The organism is Anaerobacterium chartisolvens, from assembly GCF_003337415.1.
GTDB classification, from domain to species: domain Bacteria; phylum Bacillota; class Clostridia; order Acetivibrionales; family DSM-27016; genus Anaerobacterium; species Anaerobacterium chartisolvens.
Genome location: NZ_QPJT01000009.1, coordinates 133098 through 158432, shown reverse-complemented (window position 1 = coordinate 158432; position 25335 = coordinate 133098). Strand labels below are relative to the sequence as shown.

The 25335-nt window shown below is 43.0% G+C and carries 27 protein-coding genes; 20 read left to right on the top strand and 7 right to left on the bottom strand.

The genetic code is table 11. The annotated features are described in order from the left end of the window. The first annotated feature begins 9 nt into the window (after positions 1 to 9). From nadD to DFR58_RS09715, 4 genes are all read left to right on the top strand, one after another. Positions 10 to 642 (top strand): nicotinate-nucleotide adenylyltransferase, encoded by a 633-nt coding sequence (nadD, locus tag DFR58_RS09730; protein ID WP_114297649.1) that lies wholly within the window; start codon positions 10 to 12, stop codon positions 640 to 642. Positions 643 to 657: 15 nt separating this feature from the next. Next, positions 658 to 1236, top strand: a complete 579-nt coding sequence (gene yqeK / locus DFR58_RS09725; RefSeq protein WP_114297648.1) for a bis(5'-nucleosyl)-tetraphosphatase (symmetrical) YqeK — start codon at positions 658 to 660, stop codon at positions 1234 to 1236. Positions 1237 to 1329: 93 nt separating this feature from the next. Further along, a complete protein-coding gene (gene rsfS, locus DFR58_RS09720) occupies positions 1330 to 1668 on the top strand; it encodes a ribosome silencing factor (RefSeq protein ID WP_114297647.1) in 339 nt (112 codons plus the stop codon). 30 nt (positions 1669 to 1698) lie between these two features. After that, a complete protein-coding gene (locus DFR58_RS09715) occupies positions 1699 to 2346 on the top strand; it encodes an HAD family hydrolase (RefSeq protein ID WP_114297646.1) in 648 nt (215 codons plus the stop codon). A gap of 78 nt (positions 2347 to 2424) precedes the next feature. Here the strand turns inward: DFR58_RS09715 and DFR58_RS09710 are convergent, their stop codons facing one another. Next, positions 2425 to 4182, bottom strand: coding sequence for an AMP-dependent synthetase/ligase (locus tag DFR58_RS09710; protein WP_114297645.1), 1758 nt, complete (start codon positions 4180 to 4182; stop codon positions 2425 to 2427). 221 nt (positions 4183 to 4403) lie between these two features. Next, positions 4404 to 5690, bottom strand: coding sequence for a D-alanyl-D-alanine carboxypeptidase family protein (locus DFR58_RS09705; RefSeq protein ID WP_114297644.1), 1287 nt, complete (start codon positions 5688 to 5690; stop codon positions 4404 to 4406). A 244-nt stretch (positions 5691 to 5934) separates the two neighbouring features. Between DFR58_RS09705 and DFR58_RS09700 the strand changes: the two genes are divergently transcribed. The 4 genes from DFR58_RS09700 to feoB all read left to right on the top strand — a co-directional run bounded on the left by DFR58_RS09700 (position 5935) and on the right by feoB (position 10030). Beyond that, complete coding sequence (locus DFR58_RS09700; RefSeq protein WP_114297643.1) at positions 5935 to 6675, top strand: ComEA family DNA-binding protein; 741 nt, start codon at positions 5935 to 5937, stop codon at positions 6673 to 6675. Between the two features lie 244 nt (positions 6676 to 6919). Beyond that, positions 6920 to 7480 (top strand): GerMN domain-containing protein, encoded by a 561-nt coding sequence (locus DFR58_RS09695; protein ID WP_114297642.1) that lies wholly within the window; start codon positions 6920 to 6922, stop codon positions 7478 to 7480. A 125-nt stretch (positions 7481 to 7605) separates the two neighbouring features. After that, positions 7606 to 7845, top strand: a complete 240-nt coding sequence (locus tag DFR58_RS09690; protein WP_114297641.1) for a FeoA family protein — start codon at positions 7606 to 7608, stop codon at positions 7843 to 7845. A gap of 31 nt (positions 7846 to 7876) precedes the next feature. After that, positions 7877 to 10030 carry a ferrous iron transport protein B gene (gene feoB, locus DFR58_RS09685; RefSeq protein WP_114297640.1) on the top strand — a complete coding sequence of 718 codons (2154 nt, stop codon included), beginning with the start codon at positions 7877 to 7879 and terminating at the stop codon, positions 10028 to 10030. 10 nt (positions 10031 to 10040) lie between these two features. On the opposite strand, the gene DFR58_RS21840 is transcribed toward feoB, so the two are convergent. Then, a complete protein-coding gene (locus DFR58_RS21840; RefSeq protein ID WP_170138103.1) occupies positions 10041 to 10193 on the bottom strand; it encodes a hypothetical protein in 153 nt (50 codons plus the stop codon). Positions 10194 to 10641: 448 nt separating this feature from the next. On the opposite strand from DFR58_RS21840, the gene thrS reads away from it, so the two are divergent. The 7 genes from thrS (at position 10642) to DFR58_RS09650 (ending at position 16093) form a co-directional block, all read left to right on the top strand. Then, on the top strand, positions 10642 to 12582 hold the full coding sequence (gene thrS, locus DFR58_RS09680) for a threonine--tRNA ligase (protein WP_114297639.1): 1941 nt from the start codon (positions 10642 to 10644) through the stop codon (positions 12580 to 12582). Between the two features lie 49 nt (positions 12583 to 12631). Further along, the gene (locus tag DFR58_RS09675) at positions 12632 to 13426 is read left to right on the top strand and encodes a thymidylate synthase (protein ID WP_114297638.1); all 795 of its coding nucleotides are present in this window, start codon (positions 12632 to 12634) and stop codon (positions 13424 to 13426) included. Then, positions 13423 to 13911 carry a dihydrofolate reductase gene (locus DFR58_RS09670; RefSeq protein WP_114297637.1) on the top strand — a complete coding sequence of 163 codons (489 nt, stop codon included), beginning with the start codon at positions 13423 to 13425 and terminating at the stop codon, positions 13909 to 13911. The genes DFR58_RS09675 and DFR58_RS09670 overlap by 4 nt, the downstream gene beginning before the upstream one ends. A 190-nt stretch (positions 13912 to 14101) precedes the next feature. After that, complete coding sequence (gene rpsU / locus DFR58_RS09665; RefSeq protein ID WP_114297636.1) at positions 14102 to 14278, top strand: 30S ribosomal protein S21; 177 nt, start codon at positions 14102 to 14104, stop codon at positions 14276 to 14278. Between the two features lie 15 nt (positions 14279 to 14293). Further along, positions 14294 to 14737, top strand: coding sequence for a GatB/YqeY domain-containing protein (locus tag DFR58_RS09660; protein ID WP_114297635.1), 444 nt, complete (start codon positions 14294 to 14296; stop codon positions 14735 to 14737). A 212-nt stretch (positions 14738 to 14949) separates the two neighbouring features. Then, positions 14950 to 15702 (top strand): hypothetical protein, encoded by a 753-nt coding sequence (locus tag DFR58_RS09655; protein ID WP_114297634.1) that lies wholly within the window; start codon positions 14950 to 14952, stop codon positions 15700 to 15702. 115 nt (positions 15703 to 15817) lie between these two features. Beyond that, a complete protein-coding gene (locus DFR58_RS09650; protein WP_114297633.1) occupies positions 15818 to 16093 on the top strand; it encodes a putative Se/S carrier protein in 276 nt (91 codons plus the stop codon). Between the two features lie 69 nt (positions 16094 to 16162). Here the strand turns inward: DFR58_RS09650 and DFR58_RS09645 are convergent, their stop codons facing one another. Further along, positions 16163 to 17245, bottom strand: coding sequence for a tetratricopeptide repeat-containing glycosyltransferase family 2 protein (locus DFR58_RS09645; protein WP_114297632.1), 1083 nt, complete (start codon positions 17243 to 17245; stop codon positions 16163 to 16165). A gap of 191 nt (positions 17246 to 17436) precedes the next feature. Then, positions 17437 to 18321, bottom strand: a complete 885-nt coding sequence (locus tag DFR58_RS09640) for a DUF6544 family protein (protein WP_114297631.1) — start codon at positions 18319 to 18321, stop codon at positions 17437 to 17439. 206 nt (positions 18322 to 18527) lie between these two features. Here DFR58_RS09640 and DFR58_RS09635 point away from each other — a divergent pair, with 206 nt between their 5' ends. The 3 genes from DFR58_RS09635 (at position 18528) to DFR58_RS21835 (ending at position 20356) form a co-directional block, all read left to right on the top strand. Then, the gene (locus DFR58_RS09635; protein WP_341457396.1) at positions 18528 to 19220 is read left to right on the top strand and encodes a TetR/AcrR family transcriptional regulator; all 693 of its coding nucleotides are present in this window, start codon (positions 18528 to 18530) and stop codon (positions 19218 to 19220) included. A gap of 82 nt (positions 19221 to 19302) precedes the next feature. Then, the gene (locus DFR58_RS09630) at positions 19303 to 20211 is read left to right on the top strand and encodes a DUF4097 family beta strand repeat-containing protein (protein ID WP_114297629.1); all 909 of its coding nucleotides are present in this window, start codon (positions 19303 to 19305) and stop codon (positions 20209 to 20211) included. A 4-nt stretch (positions 20212 to 20215) separates the two neighbouring features. Further along, positions 20216 to 20356: a hypothetical protein gene (locus tag DFR58_RS21835; protein ID WP_170138102.1), complete on the top strand. Its 141-nt coding sequence runs from the start codon at positions 20216 to 20218 to the stop codon at positions 20354 to 20356. Here the strand turns inward: DFR58_RS21835 and DFR58_RS09625 are convergent. Together DFR58_RS09625 and DFR58_RS09620 are read right to left on the bottom strand one after the other, a co-directional pair. After that, on the bottom strand, positions 20353 to 21432 hold the full coding sequence (locus DFR58_RS09625) for a tetratricopeptide repeat-containing glycosyltransferase family 2 protein (protein ID WP_114297628.1): 1080 nt from the start codon (positions 21430 to 21432) through the stop codon (positions 20353 to 20355). The two genes, DFR58_RS21835 and DFR58_RS09625, sit on opposite strands and share 4 nt — an antisense overlap. A gap of 88 nt (positions 21433 to 21520) precedes the next feature. Further along, on the bottom strand, positions 21521 to 23152 hold the full coding sequence (locus tag DFR58_RS09620) for an ICP22 family protein (protein WP_242987517.1): 1632 nt from the start codon (positions 23150 to 23152) through the stop codon (positions 21521 to 21523). A 527-nt stretch (positions 23153 to 23679) separates the two neighbouring features. Here DFR58_RS09620 and DFR58_RS09615 point away from each other — a divergent pair. Further along, positions 23680 to 24879, top strand: a complete 1200-nt coding sequence (locus DFR58_RS09615) for an MFS transporter (RefSeq protein WP_114297627.1) — start codon at positions 23680 to 23682, stop codon at positions 24877 to 24879. A gap of 143 nt (positions 24880 to 25022) precedes the next feature. Continuing rightward, the gene (locus DFR58_RS09610; RefSeq protein WP_114297626.1) at positions 25023 to 25286 is read left to right on the top strand and encodes a DUF6870 family protein; all 264 of its coding nucleotides are present in this window, start codon (positions 25023 to 25025) and stop codon (positions 25284 to 25286) included. Positions 25287 to 25335 lie beyond the last annotated feature (49 nt).

The following is a 25335-nucleotide window of genomic DNA, read 5'->3' as shown; positions in this document are numbered from 1 at the left end:
ATCAACACAATGAATAGATACAGATACATCGGTATTGCAGGAGGAACATTTAATCCCATACATTATGGACATTTAATTCTTGCAGAGAATGTAAGGGAAATATTCCATCTGGACAAGGTCATATTTATTCCTTCCGGAGTCCCTCCTCATAAAAATACACTGGAGGTTGCCTCCGCAAGACACAGGCTTAATATGGTAAAGCTTGCCGTAGAGTCAAATCCTTTTTTTGATGTGTCGGATATGGAAATAGAGAGAGCGGGATATACCTATACAGTTGACACTCTGCTTTATCTTAAGAATCTGTACGGAGAGGATTCCAGACTGTTTTTCATAACAGGGGCGGATGTTATATTGGATCTGCATACATGGAAGGATTACAGGAGGGTTTTTACGCTGTGCGAGTTTATAGCCACAGTCAGGCCGGGATATGAAGAGGAAAAATTTCAAAACAGGCTTGATTTTTTAAAAGAGGAGTATGGAGCCGCAATAAATTTGGTTAAGGCGCCTTTAATAGAGATATCGTCCACGGCTATAAGAGAAAGGATCGTATGCGGCAAATCCATAAAATATATGGTCCCGGAGGCTGTGGAAGGATATGTGGTTGAAAATAGACTGTATTTGGAGGATATGCAAAGGGGATAGAGAGGGACATTGAATATGACTATTGAGGAAATGAAGGACAGGCTGAGGCCGGGTTTAAAGCACAAGAGATTTGTACACTCGGTTAATGTTATGGAAACTGCAATACTTCTCGCAAGAAAATATGGTGTGGACGAGGAGAAGGCGGCTGTTGCCGGCCTGCTGCATGATTGTGCCAGGGATATAAAGGGAGAACAGGTTTTCAAGCTCTGTGACGAGATGGGAATTGAAACGGATTATATAACGCGCGCCCAGCCCGAGCTTCTTCATGGCCCCATAGGAGCCAGGCTTGCAGAGACGGAATATGGCATTTCAGATGCTGGGATACTTGATGCAATAAGATATCATACCACAGGCTGCGAAAGAATGAGCATGTTGTCCAAAATTGTGTTCATAGCGGATTATATTGAGCCGGGAAGAACATTTCCGGCAGTGTTTGAGGCGCGCAAGGTTGTGTATAATGATATTGATAAGGCAATACTCATGTCCCTCGAAAAAACGGTAAGATTTGTAATGGATAAGGGGACGCTGGTTCATCCAAATACAATCAACGCAAGAAATTATATTATTTATGAACGGAGAAATAAGGCTAAATAACCAAAAATTCATGCCTGTAAAGGTGCTTTACTATGCGATAATTAATGGTATAATAAAGCTGTGGACTAATCTGAAAAGGAGGATAAAATTCATTTGGATTCTGAAAAAATAGCGCAAAAGATTCTTGAAATTTTGGAAGGAAAGAAAGCAAGAGATATAAGTGCGGTTAACATAACAAACATATCAATTCTGGCGGACTATTTTATTATTTGCAGCGGGACATCAACCACGCATATACGTGCCCTGGCTGATGAAATTGATGAAAAGCTGTCTAAGGAAGGATATAACTGTTTGCACAAGGAGGGCTACAATACTGCGAGATGGATATTGCTTGATTATGGTGAGATAATAATACACATATTCCATGAGGAGGATAGAGAATTCTACAATCTTGACAGGCTGTGGTCCGATGGAATTGTGACATATAAATAGTTTGCCTGGTTTGAAGGGGAGATTTTGAATATGGGGATAAGGGCCGGAACAATTGTATTTGACTTTGATGGAGTTATTGTGGATTCAGGAGCAGACATAGCCAATGCCGTGGCCTATACCCTTAAAGCCTTTGGAAGGCCTGTGTTAAGCAGGGAAGAGATAACAGGCTATGTTGGAGGAGGCGCGGAGCAGCTTATAAGAAAAAGCTTCAAGGACTGTGGTGAGGATATAATAAAAGAGGCCCTGCCTTTTTATAAAAAATACTATCTGGATAACTGTGTAGTTGAGACCAGGCTTTATGACAATGTCCGGGAAACATTGAGCTTTTTTAGCGGAAAAAATCTGGCTATACTCACAAACAAGCCCGAGGATTTGACGTACAGGATACTTGAGAGGCTGGAGGTAATGAAGTTTTTCAAGCTTGTTATAGGCCCTGAGTCTGTACAAAGGTTAAAGCCTGATCCTGAGGGGCTGGTAAAGGTTCTGCAAAGCTTGGGAGAAAGCCCTCAAAACGCTTTAATGGTAGGGGATACATATACCGATATAGAAGTTGGGAAGAGGGCGGGGGCGCGCACCTGCGGAGTGACATACGGCTTAGGAGACACCGGGGCGCTTGCTGCGGCTGGGCCTGATATTATTATAGACGATATGGGAGAGCTGATGCTGCACGTCAAATAAAGACCTGGTAACATAAATACAGGCACTATGGGAAGAACTTCAGTCCTTACCCATAGTGCCTGTATTTTATATTTAAGATCAGCTTATTTTCTCAATATACCTTTTTATTTTTTTAGTGGTGGTCTTTTCAAACTCATTTTCACGGACTGTAAATTTGCGTATGCGTTTATATAAAGGCATACGGGAATTTATAGCCTTTACCTCCAGATTGATTATTTTAAGTATATCCTCCTGTGAGGGGTTGTCAATCCTGAGCTTTTCCTTTATTGCCTCAACATAGGGTACAATCTGGGCGCTTACATATGTTTCACCCGACATTTCCTCATACTTTCCCCATATCAGGCATTCCTGAATATAGGGGCTCTTGTTGAGATATGCTTCGACCTCCTCCGGGAAAATATTTTTGCCGTTTTTAGTCACAATGACATTTTTCTTTCTGCCCGTCACATAGAAAAAGCCGAAATCGTCAATTCTCCCCAGATCGCCTGTATAAAACCACCCGCCCTTCAATACCTTTTCTGTGGCGAGGCTGTTTTCAAAATACCCCAGCATGACGTGATCACCCTTTACCGCTATTTCTCCTATGCCGTCACTGTTGGGATTTTCAATCCTTACCTCTGTTCCCGGAAGAGCATGACCTATTGAAGCGTCCTTGAAGGCATCGTCCCTGTTTACTGTTACAATAGGTGAACACTCGGTAAGTCCGTATCCCTGTATTACGCGTATTCCCATAGAGCCGAGGCCTTTAGACACCCTTGGATCTATTGCGGCGGCTCCCGATATTACCAGCCGTACCCTTCCTCCTAAGCTTTCATGCACCTGACGGAACAGCTTTTTCCTTATATCAATATTAAAGGCCTTATACAATATATCGCTTATGAAAATGGCAGCTTTAAGCTTGAACCTCATTCCCTTTTTCTTACCCGCCTGCTCCCATATTTTCTTGTAAAGGTTTTCGAGTATGAGAGGTACAACCAGAAGTATAGTGCATTTAACCTCCTTAAGATTTTTGGGTATATGCTTTAAGCCCTGACAGAAGGAAATAGTACAGCCGTTATAGAGCATAAGCAGAAAACCGTTGGTGCATTCATAGGTATGATGTATGGGAAGTATCGACAGAACCGAATCGTTGCTGTCCAGATACAGCACCGAACAGGTCGCCATTATATTTGAGCATATATTTTTGTGAGACAGCATTACTCCTTTAGCCAGATCGGTAGTACCCGAGGTGAAAAGAAGTATGCTCATCTTATCGACATCAATTACAGAATCCACAAAAGCCCTGTTTCCACATTTTTCAATAAGCATCCTTCCGCGCTCAATCAAGCTGGTGTATGAAATAAATCTGCCGTCGGTGCCTTCTGTGGAAGAGCCGGAGGAAGGCTGCTGCGTATGCTTGTAGTCCATTCTGATAAAATACTTTACAGAAGTAAGGGTGGCGGACAGCATTCTCATCTCCCTATCAAGCTTTTCGGAAAAGATAATTGCAGATGTGTCCGACCTTATAATAAGGTTTTCAATTTCCGACAAAGGGAGCTCCCTGTCCAACGGAACTGCTACGCCTGTGCCGTTTACAACGGCCATATAGCCTACTCCCCACTCATAACGGTTTTCTCCTATTACAGCTATAAATTTATCTTTTAAACCCAGATCCAAAAGTGCCGTGCCTAATGCATCCACATCTCTTTTAAAATCACAATACTTTATCCCCCTATAATTATTATCGCCTTCTTTAAGGAGAAAAGCATCCTTTTCACTGTAAAGATCCGCACTTTGCTCAAGCATGTCTTTCAAATTCTTTATTGGCCTCACACTGTAAATGGGCTGAGACACCATTACATACCACTCCTTTGTGATGTATATACATCGAATGCTATTGCAGCACTAAAAATGCAATAGTATATATTATATATTAAATTTTAGGAAAATTAAAGCCCATTATTTTTGCAGCATCAATCTATGTTTGTAAAATCTTTATCGCTTCCTACATATATTATATTAAAAAAAGCATTAACATAGCATTGCTTTGCTTGAATTTTAAGATATTTATTTTGCCTCTATATTTTTCTTGAATTTACTGCTCGGGATATTCTCCGGAGTACTATTCTCAATAAAATAAAGAATATTATTAATCCGGCAACAAAAAGAAGTATTTTTTTAAAGGTTCCTTCCCAAAAGCTATGCACGTTTTCCTTAAGCTCGGCGACAAAGCTCTTTTCTATGTCATTTGCGGCAATAATATTTACCCTTCCCAGAGCTGCTCCGTCATTTTCATACTCTATGTAGCCTAAAACCTCTCCCTTCTTTATGGGAGCCTTAAAGGTATCTGAGACAAAGCTTTGCTTGATGTTTAAATTCCATAGGGTATTGTCTGAAGGCATTAGCGCAGATAAGCCGCTTTCGGAAATAAGAGAAAGCTTTGCATCATCCTTTGCGTCCTCGACGGCAACTGTCTTTACAACCTCATTTGCATTTGCGATAATGGCTTCGGAAAAATTTTGAAAGCCGTATTCAAGCAGCCTTCTCGACTGAATATATACATTGCTGGCATTAACATTATTTCTTACCCCGAACATGACTGCCATAAGCTGTATGCCTTTGTCATTTTCCGCAGCGGATACGAGGTTGTTTCCGGCCTGACTGGTATATCCTGTTTTTATGCCCAGAACACTGGAGAAATAATCCGATTCGGAGTACATGGATATCAGCCTGTTTGTTGTATAAAAGGTATCCCACTTGTCATGCTTATTGGTGCTTTCCATATCATACTTGGGCTTTGCCACTATCTCCCTGAACTTTTCCAGCTTCATTGCATAAAACGCGATTTTTGCCATGTCATGGACAGTGCTGTAATGATCGTCGTCATGCATTCCGTTGGTATTTACGAAATGAGTGTTATATGCGCCAAGCTCCTTTGCCTTTTTATTCATAAGATCAACAAAGTCCTGTCTTGTAGGACACAGGTTTTCAGCAATTATATTTGCCGACTCATTGGCGGATTTCATAAGAAGAGCATGTAAAAGGGCTTCCATAGTGAGCTGCTCGTCTGCCATAATGCCTACGTTCATTCCCCCGCGACCTGGGTCTATGTTCTTTTCATTTGCTGTCATTAACTGATCAAGCTTGCCGTTTTCAAGTGCGATAATCGCAGTCATTATCTTTGTGGTGCTTGCGGGGTACATCCTCTCGTTCTCGTTTTCTCCGTACAGCACTCTGCCGGATTTTAAATCCATAAGTATGTAAGAGGGTGCGTCTATGCCTTCTATCGAAGGCTCGGCGTAAGCCGCAGAAAAGCATAAAACTACAATTAAAAGCGCTATTGTACATGAAAAAAGCTTCCTCATCAGTTCCTCCAAAAAAATATAAGTGGATTTTAAGGTACGATAATAATTATGCCATACCTTCCATATAAAATACTCGCATTAAATATTATTCTGCAAATAAAAGTATACCAGAAAAGAGGATAAAAATGTACTGATTTTTCAAAAAAAATGAAGTAAAAAAAGGGAAAAATGCACATATGTAGAATATATAACATTGCATATTATGTAAAATCTGAGAGCGAATGCTTTAAGAGAGGTGTTGTTTATGGAGCTTAATATACTGGGAAGGCAAATATATATAAAAAAGCAGCTGGTGGTTATTGCCGCCGCAGTTATTGTTTTGGCGGCGGTTGTGGCAGGATTTATGATAAGAAAAAACGACAAGGGAATAATAATAGACAGGCAAGGCGTGTATGGCCCGCAAGAAAACGTGCAGCAGCAGACAGCCTTGCAGAAGGAGCAGGAGGAGAGGGAGGAGGACGACCTTAAGGAGGAGATAAAGGTCTATGTGGTGGGGTGTGTGAAAAAGGCGGGAGTAGTAACCTTAAGAAAGGGACAGATAATTGATGATGCCATAATAGCTGCCGGAGGCTTTACCGACGAGGCCGATATGGAAAACATAAATCTGGCATACCGCTTGGAGGACAACACCATGATTAAGGTATTGTCAAAAAAAGATACTGAGAAAATAAATGAGGATATAAAAAGCCCCGCACCTAAGGCACCGTTAGGCACAAAGCCCGGAGTTATAATTACAAAAGACAGCGGGGGTGCCGTTGTAAACCCTGAGGGGGAGAAAAGCAAGGCGAGCGCAAAAATAAACATAAATACCGCAGACTCTGCGGAGCTTGATAAGCTGCCGGGAGTAGGAGAGAAGACGGCGGGCGATATAATTTCATACAGAGAGAAAAACGGCAGCTTTAAAAGACCCGAGGATATTATGAATGTGCCGGGAATAGGCCAAAGCAAGTTTGCGCGCATGAAGGACTTGATAGTTGCCGACTAAATAAATTAGGATATAAACTATCGCGTCTTCTACAGGTATACATGCTTCTATAGTTAGAGTAGAAATTATTCTGGAGGATATTATTTTACATCCCACGTTATCTGATATGCCAAAAGCCTAAACTATATAGTACTAACTGTGTTTTGGGGAAATGTAAAAGTCATACTATGCAATATAAGGGATTAGGGGTATAATATTATGTATAACTGCGGCAAAACTATATAATGTAAGAGAGGTCTTAGCTATGAATAGAAAACTTATTGCTATAGTATGCTTGATAATGCTTGTCGCACTGTCAGGATGCGGCGCGGGAAATTCCATACCGAAAGGCAATGGGGCGGACGCTGAAGGGACAGCGGCGGCAGGTGACGGCAGCTCTGCCGATGAGCAGAGGAAAACGGCAACTTTATATTTCGGGAGCGAGAATGCCGATGCTCTGGTGCCGGAGGAGAGAGAAATTTTAGTTAAAGGCGGGGAGACCGAAGAGAAGGTTCTGTTTGAGGAGCTGCAAAAGGGACCTTCGGGAAGAGGACTTCCTTCTCCTATACCCGAGGGAACAAGACTGCTGTCTGCTTCCACCGAGGGGGATACCTGCACAATAGATTTATCCCGTGAATTTATAGATAACCACCCCGGGGGCTCGGCGGGGGAGCTGATGACCATATATTCTATTGTCAATACAATGACGCAGCTTGATAACGTCAAAAAGGTCCGGTTCCTTATTGAAGGGGAAAAACGTGACATATTTATACATTCGGAGCTTGACGCAGCGTTTGAAAGAGATGAGTCGATGATTTACAAATAGGTAAAAATAAAATACCTGTAAAAGGGTTTGAATGAATTTGTTGCAGTAACATAATAAGTTTATTATCCATATATTAGCGTAGGGAAAGTTTTTGCCCTGCGCTTATTATTTTGGAGGATTTTTTTATGGATTGCAGTGAAATTCCGCTGAATCAATTGCCAATGGGGGAAAAGGCAAATGTTGCGATGCTGATATCCGACGGAGCGGCCAGAAGACGTATGCTGGATCTGGGCATAATATGCGGAACCGAAATTAAACCGCTTTATAAAAGCCCGTCCGGCAATCCGGTGGCTTATTTAATAAGAGGAGCTGTCATTGCATTGAGATCCGATGTGTCGGAAAAGATTATAGTGTCGGTGCCATAAAGGCTTCACAGCTTCTTTAAGGAGGTTTAGTATGGGGCTAACAAATACATCAACGGGTGCGGGAGTGTTAAATTGCTGCGGATTACATATAAAGAGAGAAACACAACAGGATAAAATTGTGGCACTGGCAGGTAATCCCAATGTCGGAAAAAGTACAGTGTTCAACAGCCTGACCGGCCTTAATCAGCATACCGGAAACTGGCCCGGAAAAACCGTGGCCAATGCGCAGGGGAAATACCGGCATAAGGACAGAAACTTTATTATGGTGGATATCCCCGGTACTTATTCCCTTATGGCCAACTCGGCGGAGGAAGAGGTTGCAAGGGACTTCATCTGCTTTGGAGGCTCGGACGCTGTAGTGGTGGTTGCCGACGCTACCTGTCTTGAAAGGAATTTGAATGTAGTGCTTCAGACCATGGAGATTACGGGTAAGGTGGTATTGTGTGTAAATCTTATGGATGAGGCCAGAAAGAAAAAAATCTCTATAGATTTGGATTTGCTTGCTTCTAAGCTGGGCATTCCCGTCGTCGGGATAAGCGCGAGATCCTGCAAGGGCCTTGACTGCCTGATGGATGCCGTTTGCAGTGTAACAGAGAGCTCAAACGAATTAAAGCCTCTGCATATTAAATACATAGACCAGATCGAAATAGCTGTTTCTATGATAGAGCCTGCGGTAGAAGAGGTTTTGCAGCGGCATGTGAGTGCCCGGTGGGTGTCGCTGAGGCTGCTGGACGGGGATGAAAGTTTGCTTAAGTCTTTAAAAGCTTATCTCGGCTTTGATTTGACGGACAATGACGAAATATTAAAATGGACAGTAAGAGCCAGGGATTTTCTCCGGGAGGCAGGCATACCGCATGACCAATTGAGAGATCGGGTGGTGGCTGAAATTGTTAAGACATGTGAGGACATCACCCGTGAAGCTGTTGTGTTTGAGAAAAAGGAATGTGCCGAACGAGATGGTAAAATTGACAAAATTCTGACCTCAAGGCTGACCGGCATTCCCATAATGCTTGCTCTTCTGTTCGGCATATTATGGATTACCATTGTCGGCGCTAATGTTCCGTCAAGACTGCTTGCTTCGGGCCTGTTTCATGTATATGAGCTTGTCTCTCAATTTTTTTTGTGGATACAGGTGCCGGTGTGGGTTCACGGTATACTTGCAGACGGAGTTTTCAGAACGCTGGCATGGGTTATATCCGTTATGCTTCCGCCGATGGCAATATTCTTTCCGCTGTTTACACTGCTGGAGGACTTAGGATACCTGCCCCGCGTTGCCTTCAACCTTGATAATTTCTTTCGCAAGGCCTGTGCCCACGGAAAGCAAGCTCTTACAATGTGTATGGGCTTCGGCTGCAACGCTTGCGGAGTCATAGGCTGCCGCATTATTGATTCTCCGCGCGAGCGCCTGATTGCAACCATCACAAACAGCTTTGTTCCCTGCAATGGGAGATTTCCCACTCTGATTGCAATTATTACAATGTTTTTTGCCGGAACAGCAGGGGGCGCATTTCACTCCATTGTATCCACTCTTATGCTTACCGGGGTGATTGTTCTTGGCATTGCCATGACTATTTTAATCTCCAGACTGCTTTCAAAGACCATATTAAAAGGAATGCCCTCTTCGTTCAACCTCGAGCTTCCGCCGTATCGCCGCCCTCAGGTGGGCAGAGTAGTGGTGCGCTCTATTTTAGACCGGACTCTGTTTGTGCTTGGCCGGGCGGTTGTTGTTGCCGTACCCGCCGGTCTTGTTATCTGGATACTTGCAAATATTCACGTTGGGGATTTAAGCCTTCTTTCCCATTGTGCAGGCTTTCTCGATCCGTTTGCCAGACTTATAGGCTTAGATGGCTATATTCTGATGGCTTTTATTCTTGGCTTTCCTGCAAATGAAATTGTTGTGCCCATAATGATTATGAGCTATATGGCAACCTCTAGGCTTACTGAGCTGCAGAGCCTGCATGATCTGTATGCATTATTTGTAAATCATGGCTGGACGTGGCTGACGGCTGTATGCACAATGCTGTTTTCCCTGATGCACTGGCCCTGCGGCACAACCTGCCTCACAATCAAAAAAGAGACTGGGAGCCTCAAATGGACGCTCGTTTCCTTTGCGGTGCCTACAGCGGCGGGTATTGCCATATGCTTTATTGTAGCAGGTGCCGCACGTTTGTTGGGCATAGCATAGAGGGTTGATTCTATCTGGTGCTCATAACCGGCAGAAATAGAAATGAGGATATCAGGTATCCCAAAAAAACCAGTGCAAACGGTAAAATAAATGCAAAAAATACTACATTTCTATTTCTTTTTAACCTGCTCCGCCTGAATTTGTTTACTCTTTTTACTCTCACTGCTTCCTCCCCCTTTTTGATATAATGGAATATTATTCCATTATATCATAGGCTGCATTTTTATATTATTACCTGGAAATAATATAAAAATACGTTTGGGCGGCAATAAAATCCTTATTCAAATACGTTGACAGCAAAACATAATGAGAATATAATTATTTAATAAATATACTATTCCGCTGTGATGAGAAGAGTAGGCTGATTTTTTCTTTTTAGAGAGAAAGCATCATTGGATTTTAGCTTAAATCCTTTGGCTGAAAATGCTTTTATTGAATAACAGTTGAAGACCGCCTCTGAGCGGAAGCGATGATTTCGTTATAATCGGCAGCAAGGCTGCACTAAGAAATATGCGGTTTTATCGTATACAAATTAGGGTGGAACCACGGGAGAACAGCTCTCGTCCCTTTTAAGGGACGGGAGCTTTTTAGATTTTAAGGAGGAATAAAATATGATAAAAATTACATTGAAGGATGGAAGCGTTAAGGAGTATCAAAAGGGCTCAACCATAAAGGAGATTGCGGAGAGTATAAGCGCAGGTCTTGCAAGGGTCGCGCTTGCAGGAGAGGTAGACGGAGCTGTGAAGGATTTGAGCTATAAAATTGAGAAGGATTGCAGGCTGAGTCTTTTGACCTTTGAAAGCGACGGAGGAAAGTATGCTTACAGGCATACAACCTCACATATAATGGCTCAGGCCGTAAAAAGGCTGTACCCTGACATAAAGCTTGCAATAGGTCCTGCTATAGAGAATGGGTTTTATTATGACTTTGATGCAGAAAAGCCGTTTTCAACTGAGGATTTGGACAAAATAGAAAAGGAAATGAGCAAAATTGTAAAAGAGGATCTCAGCATGGAGCGGTTTGTCCTTCCCAGGGACGAAGCAATTAAGTATATGGAGGAAAAGGGAGAGCCGTACAAGGTGGAGCTGATCTCGGATCTTCCCGAGGGTGAGGAGATTTCCTTCTACAAGCAGGGAGAGTTTGTTGACCTTTGCGCAGGGCCGCATTTGCCTTCAACAGGCAAGGTAAAGGCGTTTAAGCTTACTCAGGTTGCCGGTGCTTACTGGAGGGGAAGCGAAAAGAATAAAATGCTTCAGAGGATATACGGGACTTCATTTTCAAAAAAGAGTGAGATGGATGAGTATCTTGCAAGGGTAGAGGAGGCAAAAAAGAGGGATCACAACAAGCTTGGGCGTGAGCTGGAATTGTTTACAACGGTTGATTATATAGGTCAGGGCTTGCCTATACTGATGCCTAAAGGCGCAAAAGTTATTCAGATCCTACAGAGATTTGTAGAGGATGAAGAGGAACGCCGCGGGTATATGCTTACAAAGACACCGTTTATGGCAAAAAGCGACCTGTACAAAATATCGGGGCATTGGGATCATTACCGGGAGGGAATGTTCATTATGGGGGATGAAAACAGTGACGGCACAGAGGTGTTTGCGCTGAGGCCCATGACTTGTCCCTTTCAATTTCAGGTATATCTTGCAAGGCTTAGAAGCTACAGAGAATTGCCAATGAGATTTAATGAAACGTCAACGCTGTTTAGAAATGAATCCTCGGGAGAAATGCATGGATTGATACGAGTGAGGCAATTTACAATTTCAGAAGGCCACATAGCCTGTACGCCGGAGCAATTGGAGCAGGAGTTTGCCGGCTGTATTGATCTTGCAAATTATATGCTTAAAACTGTCGGCTTAGATGATGATGTTTCCTACCGCTTTTCCAAATGGGACCCCAATAACAAGGAAAAGTATATTGGAACAGAAGAGCAGTGGGAAGAGGTTCAAAACAGAATGAGACAAATACTGGACAACTTAGGCATAGATTATAAGGAGGCGGAGGGAGAAGCTGCCTTTTATGGTCCAAAGCTTGATATACAGATAAGAAATGTGCATGGGAAGGAGGATACCTTAATAACAGTACAGATAGATTTCCAGCTTGCAGAAAAGTTCGGTATGCAGTATGTTGACAGTGAGGGACAAAAAAAGTATCCTTATGTTATTCATAGAACCTCAATAGGCTGTTATGAAAGGACTCTGGCCTTACTTATAGAAAAGTATGCTGGTGCATTTCCTACCTGGCTATCGCCGGTACAGGCTAAGATATTGCCTTTGATTGATAAGCATCATGCCTATGCCCTTGAGCTTCAGAAGCTGCTTCAGGCTAATAATATAAGGGCTGAGGTTGACCTGAGGAACGAAAAGATAGGATATAAGATCAGAGAGGCTCAAATGGAGAAGATACCTTACATGCTGGTCATTGGAGACAAGGAAATGGAAAGCAGGGCTGTGGCGGTGAGATCAAGAAAGGATGGAGATTTGGGCTCAATGCCTGCGGAGGAATTTATAAACAAAATTGTGGAAGAGGTAAAAAGCAAGGCAAAGTAGGGCATTTAGATGTATTAAGGGATTAAAACGGGGAAATGGAGGAAATCCAATGGAACAATATCTTAACCTTTGCCGTCATATTCTAAATAAAGGTATTCGGAAGGAGGATAGGACGGGTACAGGCACTATAAGCACCTTTGGATATCAGATGAGATTTAATTTGGCAGACGGATTTCCGCTGGTTACTACAAAAAAGCTGCATCTGAAATCTATAATGCATGAACTGCTGTGGTTTATAAAGGGAGACACAAACATAAAATATTTAAAGGATAACGGGGTTTCCATATGGGACGAATGGGCTGATCCTAACGGTGATCTCGGACCAATATACGGGCACCAGTGGAGATCATGGACGGCAGGTGACGGAAGAACGATAGATCAACTGTCTAATGTCATAAATGACATTAAGAAAAACCCTGACTCCAGAAGACACATAGTAAGTGCATGGAATGTGGGTGATATACCCAATATGGCTTTGCCCCCGTGCCACTGCTTTTATCAGTTTTATGTGGACGGCAACAGACTTTCGTGTATGCTTTACCAGAGGAGTGCCGATGTTTTTATAGGCGTGCCCTTTAATATAGCGTCGTATGCATTGCTTTTGCTTATGATAGCTCAGGTCTGTGGGCTTATGCCGGGAGATTTTGTTCATACTCTGGGTGATGCGCACATTTATACCAACCATATTGAGCAGGTAAAGCTCCAGCTTTCAAGAGAGCCAAGGCAACTGCCGGTTATGAAAATAAATAGCGCTGTAAAGTCTATATTTGACTTTAAATACGAAGATTTTAAGCTGGAGGGATATGACCCTCATCCCCATATAAAGGGAGAGATTGCGGTATGATATCGTTAATAGCTGCTATAGGAGCAAATGGTATAATAGGAAGAGAGAACAGGCTTCCATGGAAGCTTCCGGCCGATCTTGCCTATTTTAAAAAGACAACTATGGGCCATGCCGTAATTATGGGGCGTAAGACCTTTGAATCTATAGGCAGGCCCTTGCCGGGAAGGAAGAATATAATACTGACCCGAAACAGTAATTTCAGCTGTGAGGGATGTGTTGTCTGTGCTAATGCCGGTCAGGCGTTAAACATTGTTGAAGAAGGGGATGAGGCCTTTGTAATAGGAGGAGCGAGCTTATACCGTGAGCTTTTGCCTTATGCGGATAAGCTTTATTTAACCTTTATAGACCATGCTTTTGAGGGGGATGCCGTGTTCCCAGACATAGATTATGCAAGGTGGCGCCTTATACGGGAGGAAAAAGGGCCGGAAAACGAAGCTAATCCATATACATACTATTTCAGAGTGTATAATAGGGATGTAGTTTAATCTATTTAGCAATTACAGAGGATTAAGGCTGTAATTGCTAAAAGTTCGAAGTAATTAATTGTTGACACATTTTTAAAAATTAATATATAATATAGTGTGTGCTGTATTTAGTTTTATTTCCAATAATATACAGAGAAGGATGTGTAGATTATTCTTGGCACAATTGTTACCATCGGAGGGAGGGAAATACATGTCTGAAATTAGAGTTAAAGAGAATGAATCTCTGGATAGTGCGCTTAAAAGATTTAAGAGATCCTGCGCGAAGTCCGGCGTTTTAGCTGAGGTTAGAAAAAGGGAGCATTACGAAAAGCCGAGTGTGAAAAGAAAGAAAAAATCTGAGGCAGCAAGAAAAAGGAAGTTTAAATAAGGGAGGACTTACAACATGTCCCTTAAGGAAAGATTAACCGAGGATATGAAGATAGCTATGAGGGATAAGGACAGTATTAAAAAAAATGCTGTTCAGATGGCCAGAGCGGCAGTGCTTCAGGTAGAAAAGGATAAAAAAGTTACCCTTGACGATGATGGTATAATTGAAATAATAGCTAAAGAAGTTAAGAAAAGAAGGGATTCGGTACCGGATTATGAGAAAAGCGGAAGGATTGATCTGGTAGAGGACTTAAATAAAGAGATAGAGGCATTGTTGCAGTATTTACCACAACAGTTAACTGAGGAAGAGCTTGAAGTAATAGTAAAGCAGGCGATCGAAGATACCGGAGCGAGTTCTGCCAGAGATTTAGGGAAAATAATGCAGGCAGTGATGCCAAAGGTTAAAGGCAGGTCTGACGGCAAGATAATAAACCAAATAGCTAAGAAATATTTATCATAAAAAGCTCGATGAAAATCGAGTTTTTTTTATTATGGTGCGCCCCGACTGATACCGGTTGTCATTTTATAAACATAATATTAAAAGATGTAACCTTTTTAACAATGATAAATATAATATTAATGTAAGCATATACGATGGGATAAAAAAATGGAATGAATTACGAAAGCATTATATTTATTGAGTATAAGGTTTTATTGTGAGGAGGTTATTTTATGTCAAAAGGTGACAATCATTTTGTAAAAATTGAAGCGGGTCAGATTTTAAATCCCGATCATTTTCCCCCACCGAATGAGCTGGTGTGTGTTCAGGTACCCAAGGTTTTTGACCAGGTTGCGGTAAGAGATTGTGTTACAAGAACGGTAACATTGATACCGGGCTCAGGGGTAATTAATCCCATGTTTTCATTTGAGGGGGCAACTGACTTTGATATTATTGAAGTTAAGGTTATTTCAAGAACCGATTCTCTTACAAAAGCAGGCTTTAAGAAACTTAAGCTGTTTGTAAAAATAAGATACACCATTCATTATAATGACGGTGTTAATCAGCTTGCTCAGATAGATGAGGCAGCGTTCAACCTGACGGTGAATGAGATATATTGCCCAAGCTGTCTGGCACAGATAGGTGTTATACGCTATCCCGAGGATACAACTACAATTGACGAGGACGGATTGATCCTCAAAATTGAAGCACTGGCCGAAGCGTTTAATGATGCGGTTAATGCCACCACAGGAGTTTTGACTTTGGATGTGGGCGTATTCTTTGTTGTAAAATGTGAGTGCATTGTACAGCTTTTAATTCCGGCATACGGATATTGTCCTGTTCCTCCAGAGCAGCAGAATAATCCTTCCACCCTTAACTGCTGCAGCTTTAATGACAGGTGCAAGACCCCGTTCCCGACACAGTTTTTTCCCGATCAGAAAATGAATCCTCTTGACATTTGCAAAAAAGAAGATTGGGATGATTAAGACTGCATTTGGAGAAATTGTTTCCGGATGCCATATTATGCAGCAAGGTTCTTTAAAATGTATAAGAACTACATGAGAACATGTAGTTCTTGTACTTTGCTTCAGAGGTGAATGTATGACGAATATGTATGTAGCTTTCCAGACCAGGTCACAGGCTTTTTTGATAGAAAGGCGCTTAAAAAATGAAGAGATTGAATGTGAGCTGGCCTTCATGCCCAGAGAAATAATGAGAGATCTTTGCAATTTGGGAGTAAAGTTTAGCGAGCTTGACTATAAAAGAGCCGTAAATCTCATAAGAAGAGCGGGCATTCCGGGATGCAGGGTATACAGGGAGGTTGTTTACCCCAATCTCAGCAAGTGCTATGAAGAAGACATATGGCGGGATGCTTAAGCCGTATAAAACAAATAAAATGGACATTTTGACTTAAGAGATCAAAATGTCCATTTTATTTGTTTTATTTTATTTCTGTTCTTTTTTCAAGTTATTGAAGTAGTTTTTGTTATATAACACTGCTGAATCATTGGGCTTTATTTCTCCTGCCAAGTCATTGCATTTCATAGCGGCGTCGTGATTGCCCAGCCTGTCGTGACATACACACAGCTCCATTAAAGGTATGTAGCCCCAGTAGTCATGTAAAATAAATCCCCAGCTATCTTGAGGCTTTTTTAAATTCAGCGCAAGATCAAACCAAAAAAGGGCCTTTTCATATTGCTTTATATTTTTAAAGTAATAGCCTATCTGACAGCAAATTTCCGCCCTTGGCACTTCGTATTGGAAGCTTCTGAACAGGGCTTTTAAAGAGCTCTCGGTATCCTTTTTTTCACTATAGCATTTTGACAGGTCAAAGCACGCGCTTATATTGTCCTCCACCCAGCCCTGCCCCGAGTCTAAAAATTTGTTAAAGTATTCTATGGCATCGTCAAAAAGGCCGTTATGATAGAATTCTCTTGCGCAGTAAAAGAGGTTTCTGGGGCTTAAGGGCTTTCCCTCCTCAATCATTTTTCTGAAGATTTTAAGGTTTCTTTGCGGGGGAGACGCATGTATTTTCTTATGGGTTATACATATGTCAGAGTTTATTACCTTTCCCCAAGCCGGTATATGCTCATGAATAGGGTCATTCCAGGTATAGTTGTTGGCTCTTTTGAAAAGCCTTTCTCTGAAGTAGGACAGGGTAACCTTGCCGCTGGCATCGAACCCGACGTTATACTTCATCATCACTATATCTATGCTTTTGTCCATGATTGACTTAAACTTCTTAAGCTTTTTTCTATCCTCCTCGAGAATTACATCGTCTGCGTCCAGCCACATAATATAGTCCATAGTCGCTTTTGAAAAGGAATAGTTTCTTGCGGCTGAAAAATCGTCTATCCACTCAAAATCATATATTCTGGACGTAAATTCCGATGCAATTTCCTTTGTCTTATCGGTGGAGCCGGTATCTATTATAATTATTTCATCCACGATGTCTTTTACAGTTTCCAAACACCTTGACAGAGTATCCTCTTCATTCTTTACAATCATACATAAGCTGAATGTTGCCACTAAACCCCTCCTGATTAGCCTATAAGCATTGTGATATGTTTGCTTTTCAAAAGGCATATATTTTCAAGATAATATATGCAGAAGTCAGGGATTTTGTGACATGAAATTAATGAAGGCTTAAGGCTGCCGAAAAAATTCAGGCAGCCTTAAGCCTTATAAAAGCGTTGCCGTATCTTCGGACGCAAAAGGTATTATGGCACCGTTGCCCGCAGCCCCGGTCGTGCATTCACTTCATTTATTGAGTATTGAACTTCAATGTGGTCGCTCACAAAATATGTGTCGTCACCATCCGAGAGCATCCAACTTACGCTAACGCTTCCCGGCTGAAAGTAGCCATTCTGCTCTTTGTAATCAGAATAGGTTACATACCACGGCACCAGCGAGCTGCTCTTCCCGTTTTTATCCATATATCGGTCATTGGTATCAAAACGTATAATGCTGCCATTATTGTCAAAAGTAAATCTTCCTTTAGCAGTAACGCCCTTCCATGAAATCTCACCTTCAACGGTGCAATCGTCAACGACTTTCCATGACACATACTCCTGTAAAAACAAGGACGGCATATATACTGCATCTGCCAATGCCGTTATCAACTGACCTTGATCCATTTCTGCCCCAGTAGAGCGGAAAAGCTGGAACTGCTTGGCAAGCACACCTGTCATAGAACCGAATCCGTCCAGTACGCTGTCTTTAGCCTGCAATGGAATCCCGGCGATTCGTCCTGTCAAGAAAGCGTGTCTGTCTGGTCTGTTTACAAAATTAACCTGCATGAATTTAATTTTAATTGGCTTTTTGCCCGCCGACATACGAAACTTTGTGTTGTGAAAATATATCAGCATGTTATCCATAAAGGGTTTTTCCATATAGTGCCCATTGATTATGTGCTGGCGAAGCAGAGCAGGCAATCCGGCAACACTATCTTCCGTAAATGTACTTTGCATGTTTCTTTGCTTATTCGTATCGATTAAAGAACTTTTTACATCCGTCAGGTATTGCTTCCAAAGTCTACCTCCGGGTATTGCAAAGTACATCAAAATAATTGCCAGCGCAATCAATACTATTACTATCCAAAGCATTATTCCACCTCATATCCTAAACTCAACTAAATTATAACAACCTAACGTTATTTATTCAACAAAAAAAGGAGCTTTACTATGCAGGAAAAAGAGAACTATTTTCATGTTCTTTCTGACAGCATAAAAATCACCGAAGCTGTTATCTTAGATTTCGTTCCATAAAACGCCTTGACCTTTAGCAAAAAAAGTAATACAATAACGGTTGAATGAACGGTTCAATTAAAGAGGTGAGCGCGATGGAAAATAGAATGAAATTGATATTTGACGCAGCTAGTCATTTATTTATCAACAAAGGGTATGCGCGGACACAAATGAAAGATATAGCAAAGGAAATTGGCTTGTCAACTGGTATGCTCTATGTCTACTTTACAGGCAAAAGAGATATATTGAGTTTTCTTCTCAAAGGAACAATTGATCCAGCGTTTGTTACACAGGAATTTGAATTACCAATTCGTTCCGAATTATTCAATTCTTTGGATAACGAAATCATGGAAGCATTTGAACAGAATACAAAAGCATTTTCTGATCGTCTTGACGACATTACAAATTATCCTTTGGAGCAAATGTTATCCGATGCATTTGATGTGATTTCAAAGTACGGAATAGGCTGCTTACTCATTGAAAAAAACCCCAACGACTCAGGAAAGCTGACGGATTACTATAGGGAATACCGACAGAAATTTTATAATCAGGTTCTATCGTATATCACACAATACATGCAGAACGGAACCTTCCGTCAGGTGGAACTTCCGGAGTATGTTACACGCTTAATCATCGAAACCCTGTCATGGTGGGGAATGCACATAACAAATGACGCTTTCGAAATACAAAAGAATATTACGGCCCAAACAGCTAAAAGCATATGCATGGATAACCTGCTTCACGCATACAAGAGATAAAATTTTTACGGAGCAAACGCTCAGTAAAAAAAATACAGCTTAATTAAATGAATGGTTCAATTGGTGAAAGGAGAAGTTTTTTATGAAACGCAATTTAATTTTATTCGTCTGTGTAGTTTTTTTACTCATAGGGATTTTATCAGGGTGTGAAGGACAAAAGGTGACCGCACTCGTAAACACTCTTACATTCGATATCGGAGATTTTGAGAGCATTAGGCTTGATTATGACGCAGATGATATTCATGTTTTGGAAAGTGACAATGGCAAGGCGATATTAAAAGAATATATGAACGAGGATAAAAAAAGCTATTACGCCAGAACCTCTACTCAAAACGGTGAATTGTTGATTACAGAGGGGGATAGGCCAAGACGTTCCAGTTTTGAATCGTACATTGAAATTTATATTCCGCAGAACTCTACGGATAGCTTATCCCTACACTCTACAAGCGGAACAATCAATTCGGACATTGCTCTGAATTTATCAGGCGATTTCAGTGTTGATACGACTAGCGGCGTAGTGGCAGTATCAAATACAAAGGCATCAAATGTAAAGGCTATCAGTACAAACGGCAGTTTGAGCTTTAAAAATATTGAAGCAGACGGGGTAAACATACAGACTGCCAACGCCACGACTTCAATGAATCAGATAAACGGAACTATCAGCTATCAATCAAAGGGTGGAAAGCTGACCGCTTCTGAACTGAATGGTTTCGGTTCCTTTAATGCCTCCGGGGAGGGTTCCATAGAGATTTCATTTGCCGATGTGAATGGAGATATTTCCGCATACTCTAAAAACGGAACCCTTACGGTAACGCTTCCTAAAGAGCTTGCTTTCAAATTTTCAGCAACAACCAAAGAAGGCTCTATTCATACCTCTTTTGCAGACCAGCTTGCTGTTATGGATAACACCGCCGACGGAACCGTTGGCACTTCCCCTGAAATAACCATAAAACTGGAAACTCGAAACGGGGATATTAAAGTATCAAGGTGACTACATGAAAAAGGACGATAAAACAACAGGAAAATTAGCCATTGTAATTGACATGAAATATAACAACAAACATCAAGATTTTGCTAAGGTGCAGGAGCTTTTTAAAAAGGATACCCGCACTGCACCGAAGCAAAAAACATTTTAAAGCTCATTGCAGGAGATAGACTTAAAAAAGCTTTTATTATACAGGACAGAGGGGTCATCAGGCTTATATTCCGCAGCTTTATTGTTGTATTTTAAGGATTCTTTAATATTCCCCAGCTTGAAATGACATACGCATAACTCTATGTTTGGAATATATCCCCAAAAGTCATGCAGAACAAATCCCAGACTATATTCGGGCTTTTCAAGACGGGTGGCCAGCTCGAACCAAAAAGAAGCAGTTTTATAGTCATTGTCATGCATGTAGTAATATCCAAGCTGACAGCATATTTCGGCACGGGGTATGCCATACCCAAAGCTTCTGAGCATAGCCTTAAGAGCATTTTTTCTGTCGTTTTTCATTAAGTAGCATTTAGCAAGGTCATCACAGGCATTTATCTTATTCTCAACCCATCCCTGCTCAGTATCCAGAAATTTATTGAAATACACTATTGCGTCATCCGTTTTTCCATTATATAAAAGCTCCCGGGCATAATAAAAAAGATTTCTGACACTTAGCTCCGAGCCTTGTGAAATTAATTTCTCAAATATTCGTAAATTTCTTCCTGCTTCACTGTGTATTTTCTTGTGGGTTATGCAAATATTTACACAGGTAATATTTCCTGTTAAACATATATACTCATGTATACAGTCGTTCCATTTGAAGTTTCGTATTCTTTTAAAAATACGTTCTCTATAGAAGGACATTATAACGTTGCCCATATGGTCAAAGCCAGTGTTATACTGCATTACTACTATATCTACATCCTGTGGGAGAATCTCCTTCATTTTTATAAATTTTATTCTGTCTTCCTCTAAAATTACATCATCAGCGTCCAGCCACATAATATAATCCATTTCTGCTTTTGAAAAAGAGTAGTTTCTGGCTGCAGAAAAGTCATCTATCCATTCAAAGTCATAGATTTTAGATGTAAAAGCATTGGCAATGTCTTTAGTCTTATCAGTAGACCCTGTATCCACTATTATTATTTCATCTACAATATCCTTTACAGATTCCAGACATCTTGCTATCGTATCCTGTTCGTTTTTTACAATCATACATAAGCTGACAGTTATCACTTAATCACCTCACACAAAATGTAATTGGTTAAATTAGTATGGGAGCCCTCTTATATAAATTAAGAGAGCTCCCGCGAACTGTACGGAATCAGTTCAATTTTAATATTGTCATGGATGCGTTTACGTCACTGTAGGTTCCTCCGTTTAATGCAGCCAGTGTTACAACTCCCGTAGACAGGTTGCGAAGGGAGAAGTCGCCGTCTCCTGTAACTGTATAGAATACTTCACCCTGGTTCTGACCAATTGTTCCTGTAAGACCATATATAGAATTCTCAACTAAAACAGGTTCTCCTCCAGAAATGGTGAAGAATATGCCAAATTGATTTTGTGTGGTTATAGTTGTTGTAGAAAAACGCACATCATAATCTCCTGTAACAGTAAGAGTTACAAGAGGACTTCCGGCAGAGTGTGTCACGCCTGTAGGAGAGAGAAATCCCCCATTACTGAACGTTACTATACCTTCGTCGGGATCTAATTCCAGCTCTGATATATTGCTTATATAAGCATATACAGGTGTAAATGCTCCGGCAACCCCGGTTTCACCCGTAGCCCCAGTAGCGCCGGTTTCGCCCGTAGCACCAGTAGCCCCGGTTTCGCCCGTAGCACCAGTAGCGCCGGTTTCGCCCGTTGCACCAGTAGCACCGGTTTCGCCCGTTGCACCAGTAGCGCCGGTTTCACCTGTAGCCCCAGTAGCGCCGGTTTCACCCGTAGCCCCAGTAGCCCCGGTTTCACCCGTGGCACCAGTAGCGCCGGTTTCACCTGTAGCCCCAGTAGCACCGGTTTCACCCGTAGCCCCAGTAGCCCCGGTTTCACCAGTAGCACCAGTAGCTCCTGTTTCACCAGTAGCCCCAGTAGCCCCGGTTTCACCAGTAGCACCAGTAGCTCCTGTTTCACCAGTAGCACCCGTAGCACCGGTTTCACCCGTAGCCCCAGTAGCCCCGGTTTCACCAGTAGCACCCGTAGCACCGGTTTCACCCGTTGCACCAGTAGCCCCGGTTTCACCAGTAGCACCAGTAGCTCCTGTTTCACCTGTAGCCCCAGTAGCACCGGTTTCACCCGTAGCCCCAGTAGCCCCGGTTTCACCCGTAGCCCCAGTAGCCCCGGTTTCACCCGTGGCACCAGTATCGCCGGTTTCACCTGTAGCCCCAGTAGCCCCGGTTTCACCCGTAGCCCCAGTAGCCCCGGTTTCACCCGTAGCACCAGTAGCTCCTGTTTCACCAGTAGCCCCAGTAGCCCCGGTTTCACCAGTAGCACCAGTAGCTCCTGTTTCACCAGTAGCACCAGTCGCACCGGTTTCACCCGTAGCCCCAGTAGCCCCGGTTTCACCCGTAGCACCGGTTTCACCCGTAGCCCCAGTAGCCCCGGTTTCACCAGTAGCACCAGTAGCCCCGGTTTCACCCGTAGCCCCAGTAGCCCCAGTAGCCCCGGTCTCACCCGTAGCACCAGTAGCCCCGGTTTCACCCGTTGCACCAGTAGCGCCGGTCTCACCCGTGGCACCAGTAGCGCCGGTTTCGCCTGTAGCCCCAGTAGCCCCGGTTTCACCCGTTGCCCCAGTAGCCCCGGTTTCACCCGTTGCCCCAGTAGCGCCGGTCTCACCCGTAGCACCAGTGGCACCGGTCACACCCGTAGCGCCGGCTTCACCAGTAGCGCCAGTAGCGCCGGTTTCGCCCGTAGCCCCAGTAGCGCCGGTCTCACCCGTAGCACCAGTGGCACCGGTCACACCCGTAGCCCCGGCTTCACCAGTAGCGCCAGTAGCGCCGGTTTCGCCTGTAGCCCCAGTAGCCCCGGCTTCACCCGTAGCGCCTGTGGCGCCGGTTGCACCCGTAGCCCCGGCTTCACCCGTAGCGCCTGTGGCGCCGGTTGCACCCGTAGCCCCGGCCTCACCAGTAGCACCTGTGGCCCCGGTCTCACCAATGGCACCCGTAGCCCCGGCTTCACCCGTAGCGCCTGTGGCGCCGGTTGCACCCGTAGCCCCGGCCTCACCAGTAGCACCTGTGGCCCCGGTCGCACCAGTGGCTCCAGTAGCACCGGCCTCACCAGTAGCCCCCGTAGCCCCGGTTGGGCCGGTAGCCTCTGTGCCCGCAGGTCCGGTCGCGCCTATAATTAAAGGAAAACCGCAAGAGGAAAGGGGAATTTTAATTATAATTTACTTATTGACTTTATCTCAAATTTGAAATATGTTTATTTTATGGCTTATTTTAGCTGTTATAATAACAAAACAAATAAACATCTGGCAGGTGGTTTTATATGATTTTTTTAGCATTGATTTATTTATCCTTTATTAGTCTGGGGCTTCCAGATTCGCTGCTCGGTTCCTCATGGCCTATTATGAATGCGGATCTTGGGGTTGCTGTGGGGAGTGCGGGCTTCGTTTCTATGATAGTATCCGGCGGTACTATTGTTTCCAGCTTATTCTCACATCGCATGATTCATCGGTTCGGCACAGGCAAGGTCACAGTCGCAAGCGTCGCTATGACGGCTGTTGCGCTGCTTGGCTTTTCTATATCCCCGTCATTTCCCTGGCTGCTGGCATGTGCTGTTCCACTTGGACTTGGGGCAGGAGCAGTAGATTCCGGTCTGAATGAGTTTGTGGCAGAACACTATGAGGCCAAGCATATGAATTGGCTGCACTGCTTTTGGGGTGTGGGTGCCATGCTTGGGCCTGTTCTGATATCTGCTTTAACGCGGTCGGGCCATAATTGGAGAAGCGGTTATTTTAGCATATCAATGATACAGTTTGTTTTGGTTGTTCTGCTGCTGCTTTCCCTTTTTATGTGGAAAAAATATGAAAGCCCGTCTAACGGGCACACAGAACCGACTCAGGGTGACAAGGCAAGGCACGGATTGTTCGCACCGCTTAGAGAAAAGGGAGCTGCCTTCGCTATGGTAGGCTTTTTCCTGTACACATCAGTTGAAGCCTTAATGATACTGTGGGGAGCCAGCTATCTGGTCAAGATAAAAAACATACTGCCTGTAAGTGCGGCGGGATGGATGTCACTATTCTTTTTGGGTATCACTGCCGGACGTATGCTAAGCGGTTTTATTTCCATTAAGCTCAGTAATGAGGCTCTTATTCGCATCGGAACTGTTCTTATCATCGTGGGTGTTGTTTTTATGCTGCTGCCTCTGCCTGTGGTGGTTACGATATGTGCCCTAATCGTTATCGGAATAGGGCTTGCACCTATTTATCCATCCATGCTGCATCAGACGCCTGTCTATTTTGGGAAGGGGAATGCACAGGCAACAATGGGATTGCAGATGGCTTTTGCTTACTCTGGAACTACGTTAATGCCCCCTGTGCTTGGACAGCTTTTTTCACGAGTTTCCTTTTCGTTGATGCCTTACGTGCTTCTGGCCTGTGCTTTAGTATTACTTGCCTGCACTGAGCGTCTGGCTGCGATAGCTAAGAAGAAGGCCTTGGCCACGGGGTTGGAGGGACAAATCTGATAGCAATAAAGCCGGACAAGCACCAAAATTATAAGTGGTGTGAAAAAATAAGGAGACATAGCGTCTTATTAGATGCTATGTCTCCTTATTTTTCATAGGACAATCAAGAGAATTCATAAATATGAAAAGGGGGGCGATTATTTATGCAAAAGCGCATACCGGTTACAGAGCTGGCAAGCATCGGTATCGAGACAGTCAATAAAGAGAAGCTGGTTGACGTTAGCGGGCTTACTTTTGATACCACTGTGCCGCAGGAGCAAAGAGCCGCCCGGATATGGGCAATAACTAAAAATCCTTACTGCTTTCGCGTAGGAGATATAGGAGTAAAGCTTGAGTTTTTAGATAATGCTCCTGTTCTTCAAGATGTGTTTGACAGCCTCCTCAAGCGCAAGAAGGGCGGTCTGTAAGGCCGGCCTGTACGGCTGTACTCGTTGTTTGCACTGCGCTATAGCGGTA

Bases quoted from the DNA above. Each gene is read 5' to 3' on its own strand.
- nadD (WP_114297649.1), top strand. From the start codon at position 10: ATGAATAGATACAGATACATCGGTATTGCAGGAGGAACATTTAATCCC.
- yqeK (WP_114297648.1), top strand. From the start codon at position 658: ATGACTATTGAGGAAATGAAGGACAGGCTGAGGCCGGGTTTAAAGCAC.
- DFR58_RS09715 (WP_114297646.1), top strand. From the start codon at position 1,699: ATGGGGATAAGGGCCGGAACAATTGTATTTGACTTTGATGGAGTTATT.
- DFR58_RS09710 (WP_114297645.1), bottom strand. From the start codon at position 4,182: ATGGTGTCTCAGCCCATTTACAGTGTGAGGCCAATAAAGAATTTGAAA.
- DFR58_RS09705 (WP_114297644.1), bottom strand. From the start codon at position 5,690: ATGAGGAAGCTTTTTTCATGTACAATAGCGCTTTTAATTGTAGTTTTA.
- DFR58_RS09700 (WP_114297643.1), top strand. From the start codon at position 5,935: ATGGAGCTTAATATACTGGGAAGGCAAATATATATAAAAAAGCAGCTG.
- DFR58_RS09695 (WP_114297642.1), top strand. From the start codon at position 6,920: ATGAATAGAAAACTTATTGCTATAGTATGCTTGATAATGCTTGTCGCA.
- DFR58_RS09690 (WP_114297641.1), top strand. From the start codon at position 7,606: ATGGATTGCAGTGAAATTCCGCTGAATCAATTGCCAATGGGGGAAAAG.
- feoB (WP_114297640.1), top strand. From the start codon at position 7,877: ATGGGGCTAACAAATACATCAACGGGTGCGGGAGTGTTAAATTGCTGC.
- thrS (WP_114297639.1), top strand. From the start codon at position 10,642: ATGATAAAAATTACATTGAAGGATGGAAGCGTTAAGGAGTATCAAAAG.
- DFR58_RS09675 (WP_114297638.1), top strand. From the start codon at position 12,632: ATGGAACAATATCTTAACCTTTGCCGTCATATTCTAAATAAAGGTATT.
- DFR58_RS09670 (WP_114297637.1), top strand. From the start codon at position 13,423: ATGATATCGTTAATAGCTGCTATAGGAGCAAATGGTATAATAGGAAGA.
- rpsU (WP_114297636.1), top strand. From the start codon at position 14,102: ATGTCTGAAATTAGAGTTAAAGAGAATGAATCTCTGGATAGTGCGCTT.
- DFR58_RS09660 (WP_114297635.1), top strand. From the start codon at position 14,294: ATGTCCCTTAAGGAAAGATTAACCGAGGATATGAAGATAGCTATGAGG.
- DFR58_RS09655 (WP_114297634.1), top strand. From the start codon at position 14,950: ATGTCAAAAGGTGACAATCATTTTGTAAAAATTGAAGCGGGTCAGATT.
- DFR58_RS09650 (WP_114297633.1), top strand. From the start codon at position 15,818: ATGACGAATATGTATGTAGCTTTCCAGACCAGGTCACAGGCTTTTTTG.
- DFR58_RS09640 (WP_114297631.1), bottom strand. From the start codon at position 18,321: ATGCTTTGGATAGTAATAGTATTGATTGCGCTGGCAATTATTTTGATG.
- DFR58_RS09635 (WP_341457396.1), top strand. From the start codon at position 18,528: ATGAACGGTTCAATTAAAGAGGTGAGCGCGATGGAAAATAGAATGAAA.
- DFR58_RS09630 (WP_114297629.1), top strand. From the start codon at position 19,303: ATGAAACGCAATTTAATTTTATTCGTCTGTGTAGTTTTTTTACTCATA.
- DFR58_RS21835 (WP_170138102.1), top strand. From the start codon at position 20,216: ATGAAAAAGGACGATAAAACAACAGGAAAATTAGCCATTGTAATTGAC.
- DFR58_RS09615 (WP_114297627.1), top strand. From the start codon at position 23,680: ATGATTTTTTTAGCATTGATTTATTTATCCTTTATTAGTCTGGGGCTT.
- DFR58_RS09610 (WP_114297626.1), top strand. From the start codon at position 25,023: ATGCAAAAGCGCATACCGGTTACAGAGCTGGCAAGCATCGGTATCGAG.